Annotated in this window: 18 protein-coding genes and 1 other RNA gene; 17 read left to right on the top strand and 2 right to left on the bottom strand. The window is 71.4% G+C overall.

Annotation, left to right across the window (positions count from 1 at the left end):
- Window positions 1–15: 15 nt before the first annotated feature.
- The 3 genes from smpB to holA all read left to right on the top strand — a co-directional run bounded on the left by smpB (window position 16) and on the right by holA (window position 1953).
- On the top strand, window positions 16–492 hold the full coding sequence (gene smpB, locus VFW71_15590) for an SsrA-binding protein SmpB (GenBank protein ID HEU5004184.1): 477 nt from the start codon (window positions 16–18) through the stop codon (window positions 490–492).
- 15 nt (window positions 493–507) lie between these two features.
- Window positions 508–861: a transfer-messenger RNA gene (gene ssrA, locus VFW71_15585) on the top strand.
- A gap of 159 nt (window positions 862–1020) precedes the next feature.
- A complete protein-coding gene (gene holA, locus VFW71_15580) occupies window positions 1021–1953 on the top strand; it encodes a DNA polymerase III subunit delta (GenBank protein ID HEU5004183.1) in 933 nt (310 codons plus the stop codon).
- 123 nt (window positions 1954–2076) lie between these two features.
- Here the strand turns inward: holA and rpsT are convergent, their stop codons facing one another.
- Complete coding sequence (rpsT, locus tag VFW71_15575; GenBank protein ID HEU5004182.1) at window positions 2077–2349, bottom strand: 30S ribosomal protein S20; 273 nt, start codon at window positions 2347–2349, stop codon at window positions 2077–2079.
- A gap of 88 nt (window positions 2350–2437) precedes the next feature.
- Here rpsT and lepA point away from each other — a divergent pair, with 88 nt between their 5' ends.
- The 10 genes from lepA (at window position 2438) to VFW71_15525 (ending at window position 14213) form a co-directional block, all read left to right on the top strand.
- Window positions 2438–4273 carry a translation elongation factor 4 gene (gene lepA, locus VFW71_15570; protein ID HEU5004181.1) on the top strand — a complete coding sequence of 612 codons (1836 nt, stop codon included), beginning with the start codon at window positions 2438–2440 and terminating at the stop codon, window positions 4271–4273.
- A 10-nt stretch (window positions 4274–4283) separates the two neighbouring features.
- Window positions 4284–5429: a radical SAM family heme chaperone HemW gene (hemW, locus tag VFW71_15565; GenBank protein HEU5004180.1), complete on the top strand. Its 1146-nt coding sequence runs from the start codon at window positions 4284–4286 to the stop codon at window positions 5427–5429.
- A gap of 106 nt (window positions 5430–5535) precedes the next feature.
- A complete protein-coding gene (locus VFW71_15560; GenBank protein HEU5004179.1) occupies window positions 5536–6123 on the top strand; it encodes a DUF5684 domain-containing protein in 588 nt (195 codons plus the stop codon).
- A gap of 141 nt (window positions 6124–6264) precedes the next feature.
- A complete protein-coding gene (gene hrcA / locus VFW71_15555) occupies window positions 6265–7323 on the top strand; it encodes a heat-inducible transcriptional repressor HrcA (protein HEU5004178.1) in 1059 nt (352 codons plus the stop codon).
- Window positions 7323–8417, top strand: a complete 1095-nt coding sequence (gene dnaJ, locus VFW71_15550; protein HEU5004177.1) for a molecular chaperone DnaJ — start codon at window positions 7323–7325, stop codon at window positions 8415–8417. Before hrcA ends, dnaJ begins: the two co-directional genes overlap by 1 nt.
- A 40-nt stretch (window positions 8418–8457) precedes the next feature.
- Entirely contained in the window at window positions 8458–9219 is a 762-nt protein-coding gene (locus tag VFW71_15545) for an RsmE family RNA methyltransferase (GenBank protein ID HEU5004176.1), read from the top strand.
- Between the two features lie 84 nt (window positions 9220–9303).
- Window positions 9304–9774, top strand: coding sequence for a transcriptional regulator (locus VFW71_15540; GenBank protein HEU5004175.1), 471 nt, complete (start codon window positions 9304–9306; stop codon window positions 9772–9774).
- A 247-nt stretch (window positions 9775–10021) separates the two neighbouring features.
- Window positions 10022–11953, top strand: a complete 1932-nt coding sequence (locus tag VFW71_15535; GenBank protein ID HEU5004174.1) for a glycosyltransferase — start codon at window positions 10022–10024, stop codon at window positions 11951–11953.
- A complete protein-coding gene (locus VFW71_15530) occupies window positions 11950–12729 on the top strand; it encodes a polysaccharide deacetylase family protein (protein ID HEU5004173.1) in 780 nt (259 codons plus the stop codon). Before VFW71_15535 ends, VFW71_15530 begins: the two co-directional genes overlap by 4 nt.
- The gene (locus tag VFW71_15525; protein HEU5004172.1) at window positions 12726–14213 is read left to right on the top strand and encodes a hypothetical protein; all 1488 of its coding nucleotides are present in this window, start codon (window positions 12726–12728) and stop codon (window positions 14211–14213) included. Before VFW71_15530 ends, VFW71_15525 begins: the two co-directional genes overlap by 4 nt.
- On the opposite strand, the gene VFW71_15520 is transcribed toward VFW71_15525, so the two are convergent.
- Window positions 14200–15411, bottom strand: coding sequence for a M15 family metallopeptidase (locus VFW71_15520; GenBank protein HEU5004171.1), 1212 nt, complete (start codon window positions 15409–15411; stop codon window positions 14200–14202). The genes VFW71_15525 and VFW71_15520 overlap by 14 nt on opposite strands.
- A gap of 191 nt (window positions 15412–15602) precedes the next feature.
- Here VFW71_15520 and VFW71_15515 point away from each other — a divergent pair, with 191 nt between their 5' ends.
- Genes VFW71_15515 through era form a run of 4 tightly spaced genes read left to right on the top strand, consistent with a single transcriptional unit; the run spans window position 15603 to window position 19328 of the window.
- Window positions 15603–16559, top strand: a complete 957-nt coding sequence (locus tag VFW71_15515) for a PhoH family protein (protein ID HEU5004170.1) — start codon at window positions 15603–15605, stop codon at window positions 16557–16559.
- A complete protein-coding gene (gene ybeY, locus VFW71_15510) occupies window positions 16556–17125 on the top strand; it encodes an rRNA maturation RNase YbeY (GenBank protein ID HEU5004169.1) in 570 nt (189 codons plus the stop codon). The genes VFW71_15515 and ybeY overlap by 4 nt, the downstream gene beginning before the upstream one ends.
- A gap of 32 nt (window positions 17126–17157) precedes the next feature.
- Window positions 17158–18447 (top strand): hemolysin family protein, encoded by a 1290-nt coding sequence (locus VFW71_15505; protein HEU5004168.1) that lies wholly within the window; start codon window positions 17158–17160, stop codon window positions 18445–18447.
- Complete coding sequence (era, locus tag VFW71_15500; protein HEU5004167.1) at window positions 18444–19328, top strand: GTPase Era; 885 nt, start codon at window positions 18444–18446, stop codon at window positions 19326–19328. The genes VFW71_15505 and era overlap by 4 nt, the downstream gene beginning before the upstream one ends.
- Window positions 19329–19356: the final 28 nt, after the last annotated feature.

Here is a 19356-nt window from a genome sequence, read left to right as displayed (position 1 = left end):
CGCCACAATAGGCGGATGGCCAAGAAGAAATCCAAGACGAAGCCGGCCGGGACGGTGGTCATCAACCCCAAGGCCCGCCACGACTTCGAGATCCTCGAGTCGATGGAGGCCGGGATGGTGCTGACCGGCAGCGAGGTCAAGTCGCTGCGGGCCGGGGGAGCGTCGCTCCGGGAGTCCTTCGCCGTCATCCGGGACGGCGCGCCGCTGCTGATCGGCATGCACATCGCCCCCTATCCCCAGGCGGGCTACGCCCAGCACGAGCCCGTGCACAACCGCAAGCTGCTCCTGCACAAGGACCAGATCGAGCGCCTGGTGGGCAAGACCGCCGAGCGGGGCCTCACCTTGGTGCCGCTGAAGGTGTACTTCACCCACGGCCTCGCCAAGCTCGAGCTCGGCCTCGCCCGGGGCAAGAAGACCTACGACCGGCGGGAGTCGCTGAAGGAGCGGGACGCCAAGATGCAGATCGACCGGGCCCTCAGCCGCCGGCGGTAAACTGACTCCCAGAGAGGGGGCGAATTGGTTTCGAGGCCGGTATCGCGTTTGGTGGAAGCGGGCCGAGGTCCGGGTACCTCGTAAAACTGCCTGGAACACTAAACCGAAACGTCGCTGCCTAAGCGATAACCCGCCGTTATATCGGCGGGCGTTCCACCCGGGAGGGCCTGCGGCCCGGGATGGGGCGTCGTGCAGCAGGCTGACCCTGAGCGCCCCCGTCCGGTGAGCGCCGGGGGACAATCCAACCGGGCTGGGCACCGGCAAGCCAGCCAGCAGCACCTGCCGGGCTGAGACAAAAAAGTTGGCTACGCCCGTAGATGCCCCAAGTGGGAGCCGTGTCGACCCGGGTTCAAGTCCCGGCGCCTCCAAGAGCGCTCAGGCGCGAGTCTGAGCGTTGTTGGGGGCGGCCAATGCCCCGTTGCTGTGCCGGTGAGCATTTTTGGATCAAAATCACGCGCCTCGCGTGATTTTCATCCAATAATCGGAGCCTCACCACCGGAGCGGCAACTCTGAGGCATCATCACCTCCATGACCCCGAAGGCTGTCCCCGCCACGCTCATCGTCGGTGACGACCCGTACCTTGTTGCCGAAGCGGTGGCCAAGGCCCTGGCCGGCATCGATCCCCTGTCGGTCGAGGATCTGAAGGCAGCCGACGACAAGGAGCGGGTCCTCCCCGCCCTGGACAGCACCTCGCTGTTCGGCGGCCGGCGGGCAGTGGTGGTGCGGGGGGTCGACGAAGCCGGGGCCGACGCCCAGCGGGCGTTCGTCGCCTACCTGAAGGATCCCAACCCCGACTGCCTCCTGGTGCTGACCACCGCCAAGGCGATACCCAGCCTCGCCGAGGCAGTCCGCAAGGTGGGCCATGTGGTGACGGCCGGGAAGGGCAAGCGCAACGACCTCTTCATGTGGCTGCGAGAGAAGGCCAAAGCTCTGGGCCTGCGGCCGTCGGGCGACGCCATGGGGGCGCTCATCGAGGCGGTGGGGGAGGAGCGGATGGCGCTCGCCCACGCCCTCGAGGAGCTCTCGCTGGCGCTCGGCCGGGACGCCCGGGTGACGCCAGACGACATCGCCCGCCAGTTCCGGGGGCGCAGCCAGGCGACCACGTTCGCCTTCCTGGACGCCGCCGCCACCGGGCAGACCGGGACGGCCCTGCAGGCGATGCGGGTCCTCATCGACCAGGGCGAGGCTCCCCAGGCCCTCTTCGGCGCCCTGAGCCGCCACGTGCGCTCGATGATGGAGGTCACCGACCGGACCCCGGCCGAGGTGGTGAAAGAGGTGGGCATGCACCCGTTCCGGGCCGAGAAGCTGGTGAAGCAGGCGGCGGGCTACCCGCCCCCGGCGCTGGCGAGGGCCTACCGGGCGATCGCCGAGGCCGACCACCGCCTGAAGTCCGGCCAGGACAGCGACGAACTTGCCCTGGAGCGGGCCGTGATCGCAGTGACGACGCTGCGGGGGCGCTGAGGTCGGCCATGCCGACCGAGGCGTACGGCTGCAGACAATACCGGGGGACATTTGCCCCACTGTCCGGGACGAATGTCCCCGACTTCAGCCGAGGGGGCCGCTGAGGCCCGAACCCGAAACGCCCTACGAGGGCGTGCGCGCTGCGTGGACCCGCTTCGCCAGCGACGACTTCTTGTTCGCTGCGCTGTTGGCGTGGATCACGCCCTTGGCGGCCGCCCGGTCGATCTCCCGGCCCGCCTTGCGCAGGGCGGTTTCCGCCTCGTCGAGGTCGCCGGCGTCGATGGCGGTCTGCACCCGCTTCATGTAGGTGCGGAGCGAGGACCGTACGCTGCGGTTGGACTGGCGGGCAGCCTCGTTGGTGCGGATGCGCTTGATCTGCGACTTGATGTTGGCCATGGGACTCCAGAGTAGCGGAAGGATACCGACAGGTGAACCGGATGAGGGAACGCCGGAGTCTAGCACCAGCTGCGGTACCCTCGGCAGCGTGACTGATGACCCGGGAGCAGACCAAGCGAACCGGCGGGCGCGGGTGCGCGCCTTCAGCCTGATCGCCCACGTTGACCACGGCAAGTCCACCCTGGCAGACCGCATCCTGCAGCTGTGCAAGGCTGTCCCGGACCGGGAGATGCGCGAGCAGTACCTGGACCGCATGGACATCGAGCGGGAGCGGGGGATCACGATCAAGGCCCAGGCGGTGCGCCTCGCCTACCCGGCCGCCGACGGGCAGATCTACGAGCTGAACCTCATCGACACCCCGGGCCACGTGGACTTCAACTACGAGGTGTCCCGGTCACTGGCGGCGTGCGACGGCGTGATCCTCCTGGTGGACGCCGCCCAGGGGGTCGAGGCGCAGACGCTCGCCAACCTGTACCTCGCCGTCGAGGCCGGCCTGGAGATCATCGCGGCCGTCAACAAGATCGATCTCCCCGCCGCCGACCCCGACCGGGTCTGCGCCGAGCTCGGCAACCTCATCGGCGTGCCGGCCGAGTCGGTGCTCCGGGTCTCGGGCAAGACTGGCGCCGGCGTGCCCGAGCTGATCGAGGAGGTCATCCGCCGGGTACCCCCGCCCCAGGGCAACCCCGACGCCCCCACCCGGGCCCTCATCTTCGACTCGGAGTACGACAACTACCGGGGCGTGGTCACCTTCGTGCGGGTGATCGACGGCACCCTCGAGCCCCGCCAGAAGGTGCGCATGATGGCCACCGGCACGGTGTGCGAGCTGGAGGAGGTCGGTGCCTTCGCCCCCTCCATGATGGCCACCAAGGGCCTGGGCACCGGCGACGTCGGCTACGCCATCCCGGGGGTGAAGAACGTGCGCGAGGCCAAGGTCGGCGACACCATCACCGACGCCAGCCACCCGGCGGACCACGCGCTGCCCGGCTACCGGGAGCCCAGGCCGATGGTGTGGGCCGGCCTGTACCCCACCGACGGCGACCAGTACGCCGACCTGCGCGACGCCCTCGACAAGCTGCGCCTAAACGACGCCGCTTTCGTCTATGAGCCCGAGACCTCCCAGGCCCTCGGCTTCGGTTTCCGGTGCGGGTTCCTGGGCCTGCTGCACATGGAGATCGTGCGGGAGCGCCTGGAGCGCGAATTCGACCTCGACCTGCTCATCACCGTGCCCAGCGTCGCCTACGAGGTGCTCAAGCGGGGCGGGGAGATCCTTTCGGTCCACAACCCCGCCGAGATGCCCGACGCCGTCGCCATCGAGGAGATCCGCGAGCCCCTGGCCGCGGCGATGATCATCACGCCCACCGAGTTCCTCGGCGCCCTTATGGAGCTCTGCCAGGAGCGCAGGGGGGAAATGAAAGAGATGCACTACCTCTCCGAGGACCGGGTAGAACTCCGCTACCACCTGCCGTTGGCCGAGATGATCGTGGACTTCTTCGACCAGCTGAAGAGCCGCACCCGGGGCTACGGATCGTTGGACTACGAGGCGGTGGGCTACCGGGCGGAGGACCTGGTCAAGGTGGACATCCTGTTGCACGGCGAGCCGGTGGACGCCTTCAGCGCCATCGTCCACCGGGAGCGGGCGGTGAGCTACGGCCGGCGCATGGCCGAGAAGCTCCGGGAGCTGGTCCCCCGGCAGATGTTCGACGTGGCGGTCCAGGCAGCCATCGGCTCACGGGTCATCGCCCGGGAGACGATCCGGGCACGCCGCAAGGACGTGCTGGCCAAGTGCTACGGCGGCGACATCACCCGCAAGCGCAAGCTCCTGGAAAAACAGAAAGCCGGTAAGCGCCGCATGAAGCAGGTGGGGTCGGTCGAGATCCCCCAGGAGGCGTTCATGGCCGCGCTCCGTTTAGACGACAAGAAATGAACGGGGAGCAGTGAACCTGCCGGCGGCGCCCGCCCTCAGCGGCCGGGGGGTCTACGTCCACATCCCCTTCTGCCTGGTCCACTGCCCGTACTGCGACTTCAACGCCTACGCCGGCATGGACGACCTGAAGGCGCCCTACGTCGAGGCCCTCCGCCGCGAGATCGAGGCGGCGGCCGATGGCGAGCCGGTGGACACCGTCGCCTTCGGCGGGGGCACGCCGACGGAGCTGGCGCCCGCCGACCTGGCGAGCATCCTCACCACCATCCGGGAGTCCTTCGCCGTCCGGCGCAACGCCGAGATCTCGCTGGAGGCCAACCCGGAGTCCATTGACATGGCGGCGTTCGACGCCCTGCTCGAGGCCGGCTTCACCCGGGTCAGCCTGGGGGTGCAGTCCCTCGCCCCGCATGTGCTGGCGTGGCTGGGGCGGGCGCACAGCCCGGAGCAGGCCGTCGCCGCCCTCCGGGACGCCCGGGCGGCGGGCTTCGCCCACGTCAACGCCGACCTGATGTTCGGGACCCCGGTGGAGACCCTCGATGACTGGCGGTCCAGCCTGACCGGGGTCATCGCCACCGGGGTCGACCATGTCTCGACCTACGCCCTCACGGTCGAGGAGCGCACCCCCCTGCACACCTGGGTGCAGCGGGGCCTGCGGGACGCCCCGGACGACGACGACCAGGCCGACCGGGACGAGGTCAGCAACGACTTGCTGCCGGTGGCGGGGCTGCTGCGCTACGAGGTGTCCAACTGGGCCCGCCCGGGCTGCTGGTCGCGCCACAACATCGGGTACTGGACGGGCACCGACTACCTCGGGTTCGGCGCCGGGGCGCACTCCTTCCGGGACCACCGGCGCTGGTGGAACCTGCGCTCCCCCCGGACCTATGCCCAGCGGTCGCCGGACGTCCTCGAAGGCGAGGAGACCCTGCTCCCCGACGAGCGCTCCGCCGAGGCCATGATGCTCGGGCTCCGCCTGGCCGGGGGCGTCATCCGGGCCCGCTTCGAGCACCGCTACGGCGCCGACCCGGCTCTCCGCTGGGCGCCCGAGCTGGCCCAGGCGGTCGATCTCGGCCTGGTCCGGGTGACCGAGGAGAAGGTCCTCCTCACCGCCCGGGGCGTGTTCCTCTGGGGCCACGTCGCCCGCTCCCTGCTCGCCGCCTGACGGCACCAGCGCCCGCGAAAAAGCGAAGCTTGCCCCAGGCGGGGGCTTCTGGGAGAATCCCCCACTGGCGGGGGGAACCGCTAGCGGGCGACGGGGGGTGGTCACCATGTTCTTGGCACAAACGACATCCAATACGGCCAGCGGTGGGGCAGTCGGAGCGATTTTTCTGATCTATCTGGTCCTTATTATCTTCTTCATCGCAGTTGGTTGGAAGATCTTCACCAAGGCCGGTCAGCCCGGGTGGGCAGCGATCATCCCCATATACAACCTCTACATCCTGCTCAAGATCATCGGGCGACCAGCATGGTGGATCATCCTGTTCCTCATCCCCTTCGTCTCGCTCATCATGGCGATCATCGTGGCAATCGACCTGGCGAAATCGTTCGGTAAGGGCACGGGCTTCGCAGTTGGCCTGATCCTTCTTGGGCCGATCTTCGCTGCCATCCTCGCTTTCGGCAGCGCCACCTACCGCGGCCCCGCCGCCGAGGGCCTGCCGCCGGGCGGCTACCCGCCGCCCGGTTACGGCTACCCGCCGCCCGGATACCCCCCTCCGGGCTATCCCCAGCAGCCCGGCTACCCACCCCAGGGCTACCCGCAGCAGCCGCCGGCCGGGTACCCGCCACCGCAGGGCTACCCCCCGCCGCCCCAGTACCCGCCGCCTCCGCAGTACCCGCCGCCACCCTCGCCGCAGTAGCGGACCGGCGGCTGGGGCCCCCCAGAGCGGGAAAAATTAGCAGTCGGCTTCCTCAAGTGCTAGATTTGAGGATGCCGCCGGGCAGGCCGATATCCCGTAGGGACTGGGGATTCGCCGTTGACGATCACCGGAAGGACTGCTGTGCTTGACTCGCGCAAGGGGGCCATCCTGCGGGCCATCGTCCGTGAGTACGTCCGCGCGGGCCAGGCGGTGGGGTCCAAGGCCCTTACCGAGACCATCGGCCTGGGTGTCTCCGCCGCCACCGTGCGCAACGACATGGCCCTCCTCGAGGAGCTCGGCTACATCAGCCGGCCCCACTCCTCGGCGGGCGGCGTCCCCACCGATCTGGGCTACCGCTGGTTCATCGACAACTGGCCCGGCCCCGCATGGCCCGAGCTGCCGCCCGGCCAGCAGCGGGTCATCGAAGACGCCTTCCAGAGCGGTTTCCACGCCCTGGAGGAGGCGCTGAACGCCACCTCCCAGCTCCTCTCCGAGGTCACCGAGTCCGTGGCGGTGGTCGCCGCCCCCCCGGCCCGGGAGAACCGCCTCCGCCGCCTGGAGCTGCTCGCCCGCTCCGATGGGCGGGTGGGCCTCCTGCTGATCGCCGACACCGGCCTGGTCGAGCAGGGTCTGATCGATGTCCCGGAGCCGCTCTCCGACCAGCAGCTGGCCGACCTGGGCGCCCACCTGACGGCGCGCCTGAGCGGTGAGGCCCTCGAGGTGGTCCCCGCTCGCCTGGCCGCCATCGCCGAGCACACCGGCCCCACCGGGGTGGTGCCGCGCATCGCCGCCGAGGTGGGCCGGGTCGTGAGCGGGTCGGTGTGGGAACGGATTTACCGGGGCGGGACGGCGAACATCCTTTCGCGGGAGAAGTTTTCCGACCTGGAAACCGCCCACGGCGTCGTGGGCGCCATCGAGCGCCCGCCGGTGCTCGCCACCCTCATGGCGGAGGCTCGGGAGTCCCGACCGGGGTCGGGCACCCTGGTGGTGCTGATCGGCCAGGAGAACCCCATCCAGCAGATGCAGGTATGCGCCACCATCTTGGCCCCCTACGGCTCGAACGTTCCCGGTGAAGGGCCGGCGCACCGGGGCATGGTGGCGGTCATCGGCCCCACCCGGATGGATTACCCCTACACGATCTCGGCGGTGAACCTGGTGGTCCGCTCGCTGTCGGGCCTCCTCGACGAACTGGCCAGCTGATGCCCCGCGACTACTACGAGGTCCTCGGTGTGGACCGCCAGGCGGCCGAGGAGGACATCAAGAAGGCCTACCGGCGCCTCGCCCGCCAGTACCACCCGGATGCCAACCAGGAGGACCCGGAGGCCGAGGAGAAGTTCAAGGAGATCGCCGAGGCCTACGGCGTGCTGGGCGACGCGGGACGCCGCCGGGACTACGACATGTTCGGCCACGCCAAGATGCCCGCCCAGGGCTTCGACCCCTTCGATTTGTTCGCCTCCTTCTTCGGCGGGGACCCCTTCGGCTCCTACGCCCGCCGGGGCGAGAGCCGGCGGGGTAACGACCTTGCCCTCGAGCTCGAGGTGACCCTGGAGGATGTCGTCAAGGGGGCCACGAAGTCGGTCACCCTGCGCAACCTCACGCCGTGCGCCACCTGCTCGGGCTCGGGCTGCAAGCCGGGCACCTCGCCGGTGCGCTGCTCGCGCTGCTCCGGGACTGGGGCGGTGCGCCAGGTGGGGCGGAGCATCTTCGGCAACGTCATGACCTCCTATACGTGCCCGCAATGCCACGGCTCGGGCGAGGAGATCGCCTCCCCCTGCCCGCAGTGCAACGGCGACGGCCGGATGGAGCGGGTGGACGAGGTGGCGGTCACGGTCCCGGCGGGGGCCGACGACGGGGTCCAGATCCGGATCTCGGGCCGGGGCGAGGCCGGGCGGCGCGGGGGTGGCGTGGGCGACCTGTACGTCGCCATCCGGGTGGCGCCCGACGAGCGCTTCCGGCGCTCGGGCTACGACCTGGTCACCCGGCTGGACGTGGAGATGACCCAGGCCGCGCTCGGGGGCAGCGCTGAGGTGGAGACCTTCGACGGCCCGGTGACCCTGGCGGTGGCCCCCGGCACCCAGCCCGGGACTATCACCCGGCTGAAGGGCAAGGGCGTCCCGCACCTGGGCCGGTCGGGGCGGGGGGACCTGCTCGTCGAGATCGGCGTGCGCATCCCCACTCATCTGGGCGACGAGGAATCCAAGACGCTGCGGCGCTTCGCCGCCCTGCGGGGCGAGGAGGTCAACGAGGACCACGGGCTCCTCGGCAAGCTGCGCAGCGCCCTGCACGGCTCCTGACCGCACGACCCACCGGACCCATAGGGCCCGCCGGACGCTCGTGAGCGGGCACCCGCCCTACTTCTTCGTCGAGCCCGGGCGGCTCGCTGACGACACCGTCAAGCTCGAAGGCCCGGAGGCCCGCCACCTCCTGACGGTCCGCCGGGCGGCCCCGGGCGACGAGGTCACCCTGTCCGACGGCCACGGGTCCGTCGCCGAGGCCCGCATTGCGTCTACCGGGCGGGGGTCCGTGACTCTGGCGCTGGTCGACCGGCGCACCGTCGAGCGTCCCCGGCCCCGGATCGAGGTCCTTCTCGGCCTGGCGAAGACCCCCAAGGTGGACAGTGCCATCCGCCAGCTGGTCGAGCTGGGGGTGGACGCAGTCACCCTCTTCCCGGCGACCCGCAGTGTCGTCCGGTGGGACGCCGGCCAGGCCGGAGCCGCCCGGCGGCGGTGGGAGGGCATCGCCCAGGCCGCCGCCCAGCAGTCCCACCGGGCGTGGTTGCCGGAGCTCGAGGGCCCCCTGCCCCTGGGCACGGCGGCGGAGCGGGCCGCCTCCCAGGGGGCCGGCTTGGTGGCCGATCCCGGCGCCCCGAGCGCGCTGAGCGCGGTGCTGGCTGGGTGGCCGGTGGACCCGGCAGGCGTCTGGGTGGTGGCCGGGCCAGAGGGGGGGCTCACCGAGGCCGAGGTCGGGCTCCTCCGGGAGGCGGACGCCGTGCCCGCCACCTTGGGTGCCCAGATTCTGCGGGCGGAAACGGCGCCGATAGTCCTGGCTAGCATCCTGCTGTACCACTTCGCTAGATTCGAACGATATTTGCCATAAAAAGTGGAAGGTTTTGGTCGACGGGGTGAACTACGGCGATGTGGTAGCGTCGCAAGCGATTGATCGTCGTCTTCGGGGGGAGCGATGACCTACGCCCAGTCCGTTGGTGAGCGCCTTCGCAACGTCCGTTTGCAGAAGGGTCTCTCCCTGCATGAGGTCGAGCACAGTTCCCGGGAAGAGTTCAAGTCCTCAGTGCTGGGTGCCTATGAGCGGGGCGAGCGGAGCATCTCGGTGCCGAGGCTCCAGCGCCTGGCCCGCTTCTACGGCGTCCCGGTGGACCACCTCCTGCCCCGGGACGCCGGCGGGGACGCCTCCCCGGCCAGCCCGGCGGCGGGCAGGGTCTGCATCGACCTCGTCCGGCTGCGGGAGACCGAGGCCCCGGAGTGCGTGGTCCTGCAGCGCTACGTCGGCGTCGTGCAGGCGCAGCGGGGCGACTTCAACGGCCGGGTGCTCACCATCCGTTCCGACGACCTGTGGGCCCTCGCCAGCGCCCTGGGCGCCTCTCCCGACGCCCTGCTGACCACGCTGGGGGACCTCGGCCTGACGGTGGTCTGAGGTTCGCGCCCGGGATCGGGCATCGGATCCAGGCCATCGAGCCTGGCTCGGATCTGCGATGTGCCTCGGCGCTCGCCATCACCGTGATTGAACGGGCTGTGCTCGGGAGCCTGACATCCCCGGGAGGATGGGCACCGAGCCGGCCAGCCATTCCTGAGCAAACGGTTGCCCGGCCCCGCTCTATCCGGGAAGATGGGGCCAGCCCGCCGCAGGGTCTGCTTGGACGCGGGCAGGAGAGGTTGTTCCAATGAAGCTACTCATCTTGACTGCCAGCGTCGGGGAGGGCCACAACGCGGCCGCCCGGGCGGTGAGCGATGAAATCCGGGAGCTGGACCCCGCAGCCGAGGTCCAGGTGGAGAACGGCCTCGCCGTCGTGGGCGCCTTCTGGGAGAAGTTCGTCATCGACGGCTACAAGATCCAGCTGGACAAGGCCCAGTGGTCCTACTCGTGGCTGTACTGGTCGATCGTCAAGTCCAAGAAGGTCACCTACTTCTACAAGGGGCTCTGCGCGGTCATCGGCTGCCGCAAGATCCACCGCCTGATCGAGGCGTCCCAGCCCGACATCGTCCTGTCCACCTACCCACTGACCTCGGCGATGCTGGCGTCGCTCAAGCGCCGGGGCAAGATCACGATGCCGTGCGCCAACCTGGTGACCGACTTCGCCCCGCACCCGATGTGGATGTACCCGGACCTCGACGACAACTACGTGATGCACATCTCCACCGTCGAGACCGTCGCCTCGATGATGGAGCCCTCGCCCACCACCGTGGTCGCCCCGCTGGTGGCCCGCCGGTTCCTGGGGCCGTCGCGCCGGGCGAGTGCCCGGGCCGAGCTCGGCGTGCCCGACGACGCCTTCGTGGCCATGGTCATCGGCGGCGGCTGGGGCGTGGGCAACATCGAGCGCTCCGCCCGGGCCGTCGCCACGGTGGACGGGGTGTGGACCCTGGTGGTCTGCGGCAAGAACGAGTCCCTCAAGGCCAAGCTGGACGCCGATCCGCCGCCCCGCACCATCGTCTGCGGGTACGTCACCAACATGCCCGACCTGATCGACGCCTGTGACCTGGCGGTGCAGAACGCCGGCGGGCTCACCTCGCTCGAGGCCCTGCGCCGGGGCTGCCCCCTGCTGATCACCGACGCCATCCCGGGCCACGGTGTCGCCAACGGCGAGCTGATGGACCGGGTGGGGGTGGCCCGGTACGTGCGCGACGTCGCCGACCTGCCGGCCGCGGTGGCCGCCTGCCGGGACGACCCCGGCCTGCGGGCCCGAGCCGAGCGCCTGGCCGTGGGGTTCGCCGAGCTGCCCTCGGCGGGCTCGGCGCTGGTCGACCTCCACTCGGGTGCCCGGAGCCGGGCGGCCGTCGGGCTGCCCGACCACCTCCACCCCGAAACCGATCCGGCAGCCTCCTCCGGCCGTCCCCAGCAGGCCGGCCCTGCCCGGCGGAATGCAACCACCCCGACCGGGTCACGGGCGGGCAAGGCCGGCGGCCGGCACCGGCTGCGCTGGCTCTCGGCCACCGGGGTCGCCCTGGTGGCCCTCTTCGTCCTGCTCACCAGCGGGACCTCGGTGTCCTTCGCCGGCGGCCACCTCGGGTTGCCCGTCGTGGAGCGGGCGGGCACGGTCCCGGCCGGCTCGGTCGTGCTCTGCATCCGGATGGCCGACACGGCATCGGTCAACGGCCTGCCCGCCCTCCTCGCCGACCACGGGGCGCAGGCGACCTTCTTCCTCCCCGCGGGCGACGCCGCCGGGGCGAGCGCCTTCCTGGCGGACTACGCCACCGCCGGGGAGATCCAAAACGGCGGGGTGGGCGGGGTGTCCCGGCTGTCCACCCCTTCGGCGGTGCGCCGCCAGGTGGACGAGGGCTCGGAGGACGTGCGCGGCGCCACCGGGCACGCCCCGATCTACTACCTGCCCGCACACGGCTCACTGACCCCGGCCGCCTACCTGGCCGCCCGGGCGGCGCACCTGCGGGGCGTCGTGGGCAGCCTCTGGATCCACAACTCCGGTGGGGCCAGCTGGGCCAGCCACCGCCTGCGCTCGGGCGACGTCGTCGTCCTGGACCTGACCCGCACCACGCCCGCGGGCGGCCGCGCGATGCTGGGTGCCTTCCTCGCCGAGGCGGCGTCCCACGGCCTGCACGTGGTGGACCTCAGCGCCTCCGGCGCCGCCCTCCCGGCATGACGGGGGGCAACGGCCACCACGCGAGCGGGCGCAACGGTCATTCCCGGGGCCGCCCGGTCCGCCGCCTCCTGTTCACCACTGCCGCTCTGGCGACGGTGCACGCTGCCCCGGCGCTGGCGGTCACCGCCCTCGGGCGGCCCGTGTTCCGCACGGTGCGCCACCTGGACCAGCCTGGGAAAGTGGGCCTGACCTTCGACGACGGCCCCGAGCCCCAGGCGGTGGAGGCGTTCCTGGCGGCCCTTGCCGAGCTCGAGGTCACCGCCACCTTCTTCCTGGTCGGCGAGCAGGTCCGGCGCAGCCCGCAGTCCGCCCGGGCGATCGTCGAGGCGGGCCATGAGATCGCCTGCCACGGCTACCGCCACCTCAACCACCTCCGGCTCACCCCGCCAGGCACGGTGAAGGATCTGCTGGACGCCCGGGACATCATCGAGGGGGAGACCGGCGCCCTCGTCCGCCACTTCCGCCCGCCCTACGGGGTCTTCAGTGCCGCCTCCTGGGTGACGTCGGGCCGGCTGGGCTGGAACCGGGTCCTCTGGGCGCGCTGGGGCAAGGACTGGGAGCCCACCGCCACGCCCGCCCTCATCCACAGCCGCCTCCTGGAGGGGGTCCGGGACCGCGACGTGCTGCTGCTCCACGACGCCGAGGCCTACTCGTCGGCAGGCGCCTGGCGCCGCACGCTGGGCGCCCTGGAGCCGATCGTGGCCGAGCTGCGCTCCAAGGGGCTGGAGCCGGGCCCGGTGGGCGCCGCCCTGGGGGAGGCAACAGGGCGGCGATGAGCCTGTTCCGGGCTGGGTCCCTGGCGGGCATCGCCCAGCGGGCCCGCGCCCGGCCCTTCGTCGCCCGCTGGAACCGGACCCGGGCGCACGTCACCGTCGGCGTCCTGGTGGCCGGCACCCTGGGCGCACTGCTGACCCGCCAGAGCCGGGGCCTGCCCCTCCTGCTGGTGGCGTCGGCCGCGTTCGTCCTCCTGGTCGTCATGGAGGTGCTGGCCCCGGTGCTCGATCGCCGGGTGGTGCTGTGGGTGAGCGCCGGGCTGGTGCTCGCCGCCGTGCTGGCCCCGCCCCGGGACTCCCAGGACGTCTGGTCGTATGCGATGTACGGCCACATGGTGACCCACTACCACGCCAGCCCGTACGCCGCCTCGCCCATGGCGTACTCGGGCGACCCCTGGTTCTGGCGGGTGTCGGTGTGGTGGCAGGACACCAAGACGGTCTACGGCCCGGTCTTCACCGGGCTGTCGGCGGCAGGCATGCTCGGGGCCGGGGGATCGGCGCTCGCCGCCCGGCTGTTCTTCCAGCTCCTCACCGGCGCCGCGGTCCTGGGCGCCGTCGTGCTCCTGTACCGCCGGGGAGCCGAGGCCGGCGCGCTGGCGTTCCTCGGGCTGTCGCCGGTCATGACCGTGAACGTGGTGAACGGCGCCCACAACGACGCCCTGGTGGGGATCGCCGCCCTGGCGGCCGTCCTGGCCCTCTCCCGCGGGCGGCCCACCCGGTCCGCGGGCGCCGTCCTGGCCGGGGTGCTGCTCGGTCTGGGCGCGCTGGTGAAGCTGGTGGCCGTGCTGCCGGCGGCGGCCCTCGTGGCGTGGTTGTGGCGCCGGGAAGGCGTCCGGCGGGCGCTCGGGGTGGCGGGCATCGTGGCCGGGATCGTGGTGGTCGGCTACCTGCTCGTCGGCGGCCTTCCGGCCCTCGGCCCGGTGCAGGACGCCTCCCGGCTCGTTGACCACTGGTCGCTGTGGGGCTGGTTCGGCCACAAGGTCCCGCCCTCGCCGGTGGCGCAGGGCCAGCTGGGCGGCCTTTTGATTCCGCCCGCCCCCAAGCTGTGGCTGACCGGCAATGCCCGCTACGCCGGGAGCGCCCTGGTGGCGGTCGTGGCGGCCGTCGCCGGCCTGGCAGGCAGCGCCGACTCCCGCCCCTCCTCCGGGATGGCGGCCACCGCCCTGGGCTTCGTGCTGGCCACCTCGTACATCCAGCCCTGGTACCTGGCGGCGCTACTCCCCCTGCTCGCCCTCCAGTGGCGGTCCCGCCTGGCGGCCCTGGGGCTCGCCTACTCCGTCCTGTTGCTGCTCTCCGACGCCTGGACCAATTCGACCGGGGTGCTGAAGACCGTGCTGCGCGTGCCGCTGTCCACCGCCTTCCCGGTGTTCCAGCTCGTGGCCCTGGTGGCCCTGATCGGCCTGGCGGTGGCGCAGGTGCGCCGCGCCGGGCTGCCGCCCCTGCGCCCGGCGCTGGCCCGCCCTCCCGAGACCCTCACTGCTGCATGATGCCCGCCAGCTCGAAGTGCATCGGGTCGGGGGGGTAGAACACCCCGCCCCAGCGGTAGCCCCACCGCTCGAACGCCTCGATGAGGCGGGGGTCCTGGTGGTTCGAGCCGCCCTCCGGGTTCTCGGTGCGGTTGATGTCGATGGCGATGCCCCAGGCGTGGTACGAGATCCCCCGGGACGGGTCGCTGTCGACGAAGCGGGGCTGCCAGCAGTTGCCCTCGTGCTGGTGGTACTCGGCGACGTTGATCAGGTTCGCCAGGCCCTCTTGCTGGAGGTCGGTCATCACCCCGATCAGCTGCGGGAACATGAGCTTGTTGCAGGTGACCGACCCCAGGACCGGCACCGTCCGGGTGACGATGTTGGCGTTGACCCAGCGGGAGTCCTCGGTGATGGAGCCGTTGGGATTGGCCTTGTAGTTGAAGGAGCCCAACAGCTTCTCGGCGGCGCTCCCCGAGACGAGGGCGTGGTCCACCAGCGCCACCAGGGGCGTCGTCACAGCCTGCGGGATCGCCTTGGCGATGGCCTTGGTGACCGGGTCGATGTCCACCCCTTGGGCCACCGACACGAGCATCTCGGTCGGCCCCGGGAGCCCGAGGTCGGCGGCCTCCTGCATCGAGATCAGCCCGCTGGCGATGTTCGGGGTCCCGTTGGCCGCCAGCCCACCCACCCGCAGGGGCACCGTGGCCTCCGGCCCGGTGGTGGCGAGGTCGGCGCCCAGGGCGACGTTGAGCACCGGCTGCTCCTCGTGCGCCAGGTAGATGTCGCCGGCCAGCAGCCCCTGCCAGACGAAGTCGGCCTGGGCCGTGACCGCCGGGGCGAGCGGGCGGAACTCCAGCGGGTCCACCGCCGCGATCGACACCTGGCGGAGGCCCCCGGCGGTGTGGGCGGTGACGTAGGCCAGCACCACCCGGGCGACGCCCACCACCCCGGAGATGCCCCGCACCGCCTGGGCCTGGGCCGCCGAGAGGCCGGCGGGATCCTGGACTTGGAGGGCCGGGGCCACGGGGTTGACCGGTGGGAGTGGCGAGGGCGACGGCGTGGGGGTCGCGCCCCGGACGGCCCGGGTCGATGCCTCAGTGGGGGTGGGGGAGGTCGGCGAGACGCTGGCGGGCGCGCCGCTTCCGCAGGCCGCCGCCACCAGGGCCACCACCACGGTCAGGGCCGCCCCCAGGTGGGCACGGGCGGATCGCGCTCGCACAACGCCCCCGAGGATACCGCCCGAACTTCCCGGGTTCGCCTGTGGACCGGCTGTACCGGGGCGCGCGCCCGGCACGCTGGTATCCTCGCGGGGCAGCCCAAACTTGGGAAATCAAAAAGAAAAGACATCTGTAGGCAGACTTGCAGGCCACAACGCAGGTGAAGATTCTCGTCCCCGGGGATCTCCCCTTGGTGAATCTCTTCGGGACGCGGGACGAGCTGCTCAAGCTCGTGGAGCAGAGCTTCGACGCCTCGGTGTTGGTGCGCGGCAACGAGATCACCCTGAGCGGGGAGCCGCACGAGGTGGGGCTCGTGTCCTACCTCTTCGAGGAGCTCATGGAGCTGATCGGCCGGGGCTACCCGCTCACCGCCGACGCCGTCGTTCGCTCGATCGACATGGTGAAGACCGGCACCGTGAAGCCCTCGGAGGTGTTCTCCGACGCCCTCCTGGTGTCCCGCACCAAGTCGGTGCGCCCGAAGACCGTGGGCCAGAAGCAGTACGTGGATGCCATGCGCACCAACACCATCGTCTTCGCCATCGGCCCGGCCGGCACCGGCAAGACCTACCTGGCGGTCGCCTCGGCCATCCAGGCCCTCGCCCAGAAGCAGGTCCGGCGCATCATCCTGACCCGGCCGGCGGTCGAGGCCGGGGAGAAGCTGGGCTTCCTGCCGGGCGACATCGCCGCCAAGGTCGATCCCTACCTCAAGCCGCTCTACGACGCCCTCTACGAGATGCTCGAGCCCGAGGCCTACGCCCGGGCGATCGAGCGGGGGGAGATCGAGGTCGCCCCGCTCGCCTTCATGCGGGGCCGGACGCTGAACGACTCGTTCATCATCTTGGACGAGGCCCAGAACACCTCGCCCGAGCAGATGAAGATGTTCCTGACCCGCCTGGGATTCGGCTCCCGGGCCGTGGTGACCGGCGACGTCACCCAGATCGACCGGCCCGAGGGCCAGTCGGGCCTGGTGAGCGTCCAGGAGATCCTGGGGGGGATCGACGGGGTGGCCTTCGCCTACCTCGATGCCCACGACGTCGTCCGGCACAAGATCGTCCAGCAGATCGTCGAGGCCTACCGCCGCTACAACGAGGCCGAGCGGCCGGACCGTGCCGGGGGGCCAGCCCCCGACGTCCGGGCGGCGGCCCGATGAGCGGCGGCCACGTAGCGCTCACCCCTTCGGTCTCGGTCAGCATCGATGACCAGCAGCCCGACCTGTGGGTCGACCTCGACCGCCTCGCCGACGTCGCCACCCGGGTGGCCCTCGCCGAGGGGGCGAACGGCGAGATCTCCATCATCCTGGTGGACGAGGATCGCATCGCTGACCTGAACGAGCAGTACATGGGCGGCGACGGCCCCACCGACGTCCTGGCCTTCCCCATCGACGGCCTGGTCACCACGGCGCCCAAGAAGGGTCCGCCGGTGATCATCGGCGAGATCGTGCTGTGCCCGGCGATTGCCGCCGGCCAGGCCCCCGAGGGCGACGGGGGCGTGGTGTCGGAGCTGGACCTGCTCGTCACCCACGGGACGCTGCACCTGCTGGGCTACGACCACGACACCGAGGAGGCCGCCGCGGCGATGCGGGCGCGCGAGGAGGCCGGCTGCGGGCGGTCCGGGGCGCGGGCGTCCGAAGACGAGCCGGAGGACGAGCCGGAAGACGAGCCCGCAGCGGAGCCGCCGGCAGAGCAGTCAAGCCCACCGGAGCCCCGAAAACCATGACGTGGTCGGGCTGGGAGCTCGCGATCGCGGCGGTGGCCGTCGCAGTCGCCTTCTCGGCCTCGGCCTGGGTCAATGCCCTGAGCCACCTGTCCCACGCCCGGGCCCGCCGCCTGGCCGAGCAGGACCCCCGCCGGGGCGAGCTGCTGGTTCGCCTGGCGGCCAACCCCCGCCCCTACCTGGCGTCGGCACTGCTCGTGATGCTGCTGGCCCGGGTGACCGCCACCGTGCTGGTGGCCGACGTCCTGCTCCGGGAAGGGGTGCCGGCGGCGGCCGCCGTGGCCATTGCGGTGATGACCTTCGTCGCCTTCCAGTTCGCCGAGATCGCCCCGCGGGCGTGGGTCCTGGAGCGGCCCGACCAGGTCAGCCTGCTCTCCGCCCGCCCGGTGTGGTTCCTGGGCTCGGTGCTGCGCCCGCTCGTGGCGGCGCTCATCGGCATCAACCGGCTGTTTCTGCTGGTACTGCCCGGGCGGGGCGTGCCCCGCGGCCCGGTGGCCTCCGAGGAGGAGATCATGTCCATGCTGGAGGTCGCCGAATCCGAGGACGTCATCGAGACGCAGGAGCGCCAGATGATCTCCTCGATCTTCGAGTTCGGCGACACCGTCGTGCGGGAGGTCATGGTCCCCCGGCCGGACATGGTCTGCGTCCAGGCGGAGGCCGAGCTGGCCCTGGTGCTCGACCTCATGCTGGACCAGGGCTTTACCCGGGTACCGGTGATCGGCGCCGACATCGACGACCTCGTCGGCGTCGCCCACGCCCGGGACGTGATGCGCCGGCTGCGGGCCAACGGCGGCGACCAACGCCATGCCCCCCGCCGCATCGGCGAGGTGGTGCGGGAGGCGTACTTCGTGCCCGAGTCCAAGAAGGTCGCCGAGCTCCTGGGCGAGCTGCAGGCCTCCAAGACCCACATGGCCATCGTGGTCGACGAATACGGCGGCACCGCCGGGCTGGTGACCATGGAGGACCTCCTGGAAGAGATCGTGGGGGAGATCGCCGACGAGTTCGACTCCGACGAGCCGCCGGTGGTCCGGGTGGACGACGACACCTACCGGGTCATCGCCCGCCTCGGCGTCGACGAGCTGTCCGAGCTGGTGGGCGCCGACCTCCCCGACGCGGAGTGGGACTCGGTCGGGGGCCTGGTGGCCGGAACGCTCGGCCGGGTGCCGACCCAGGGCGACGAGATCCACCTGGAGGGCGTCGACCTGCAGGTGGATCGCATGAACGGGCGCCGGGTGGCGTCGATCCTGGTGCGCCGCCACCGGGAGCACACCAAGGACAACGGCAAAGAGCCCGAGGCCAACACGCCCGGCGACCCCCCGGAGTGACGCACCGCTCCGGCTTCGTCGCTCTCGTCGGCAGGCCGAACGCCGGCAAGTCCAGCCTGCTGAACCGCCTGGTGGACGCCAAGGTGGCCATCGTCTCCGACAAGCCCTCGACCACCCGGCACGCGGTGCGGGGCATCCTCACGCTGCCCGAGGCCCAGATCGTGTTCGTGGACACGCCGGGCCTCCACAAGCCGGCCAACGCCCTGGGCCGCCGGCTGAACGAGGTGGCCCGGGAGGCCCTGGGCGACGTCGACGAAGTGGTCTTCGTCCTCGACGCCGCCGCCCGGATCGGCGAGGGGGACCGCTTCATCGCCCGGGCCCTGGGGTCAGTGGACGTGCCGGTGCTGTGCGTCATCACCAAGGCCGACCTGGTCCTCCCGCCCAAGCTGCTGGCCCAGATTGAGGCCGCCCGGGGGCTGGGGTCGTGGGTGGATGTGCTCACCACCTCGTCCCCGCGGGGCACCGGGTTCGGGGACCTGGTCACGGCCCTGGTTGCCGGGCTGCCCGAGGGGCCGCCCTACTACCCGCCCGATGAGGTGAGCGACCAGCCCACCACCCGGGCCGCCGCCGAGCTGATCCGCGAGAAGGCGCTCGCCCTGCTGGCCGAGGAGGTGCCCCACTCGGTGGCGGTGGTGGTGGACGAGATCGCCCCGGGGGACACCCCCGGCGTCCTCGTGGTCTCGGCCTCGGTCTACGTCGAGCGGGACTCCCAGAAGGGGATCCTGATCGGCAAAGGAGGCCGGACGCTGAAGGAGATCGGTACCCGGGCCCGGCCCGACCTCGAGGAGCTGCTCGGCGCCCCCGTGTTCTTGGACCTGCGGGTGCGGGTGTCGCCCAACTGGCCCCGCCGGGAGGACCGCCTGGAGCGGTTCGGGTACTGACGCCGGGCCTGCGTGCCGCCCCACCCGG

The organism is Actinomycetota bacterium (assembly GCA_035765775.1).
Classification (GTDB): domain Bacteria; phylum Actinomycetota; class CADDZG01; order JAHWKV01; family JAOPZY01; genus DASTWV01.
Note: the sequence above shows the minus strand (reverse complement) of the source record. Positions and strands in the feature narration are given on the sequence as shown.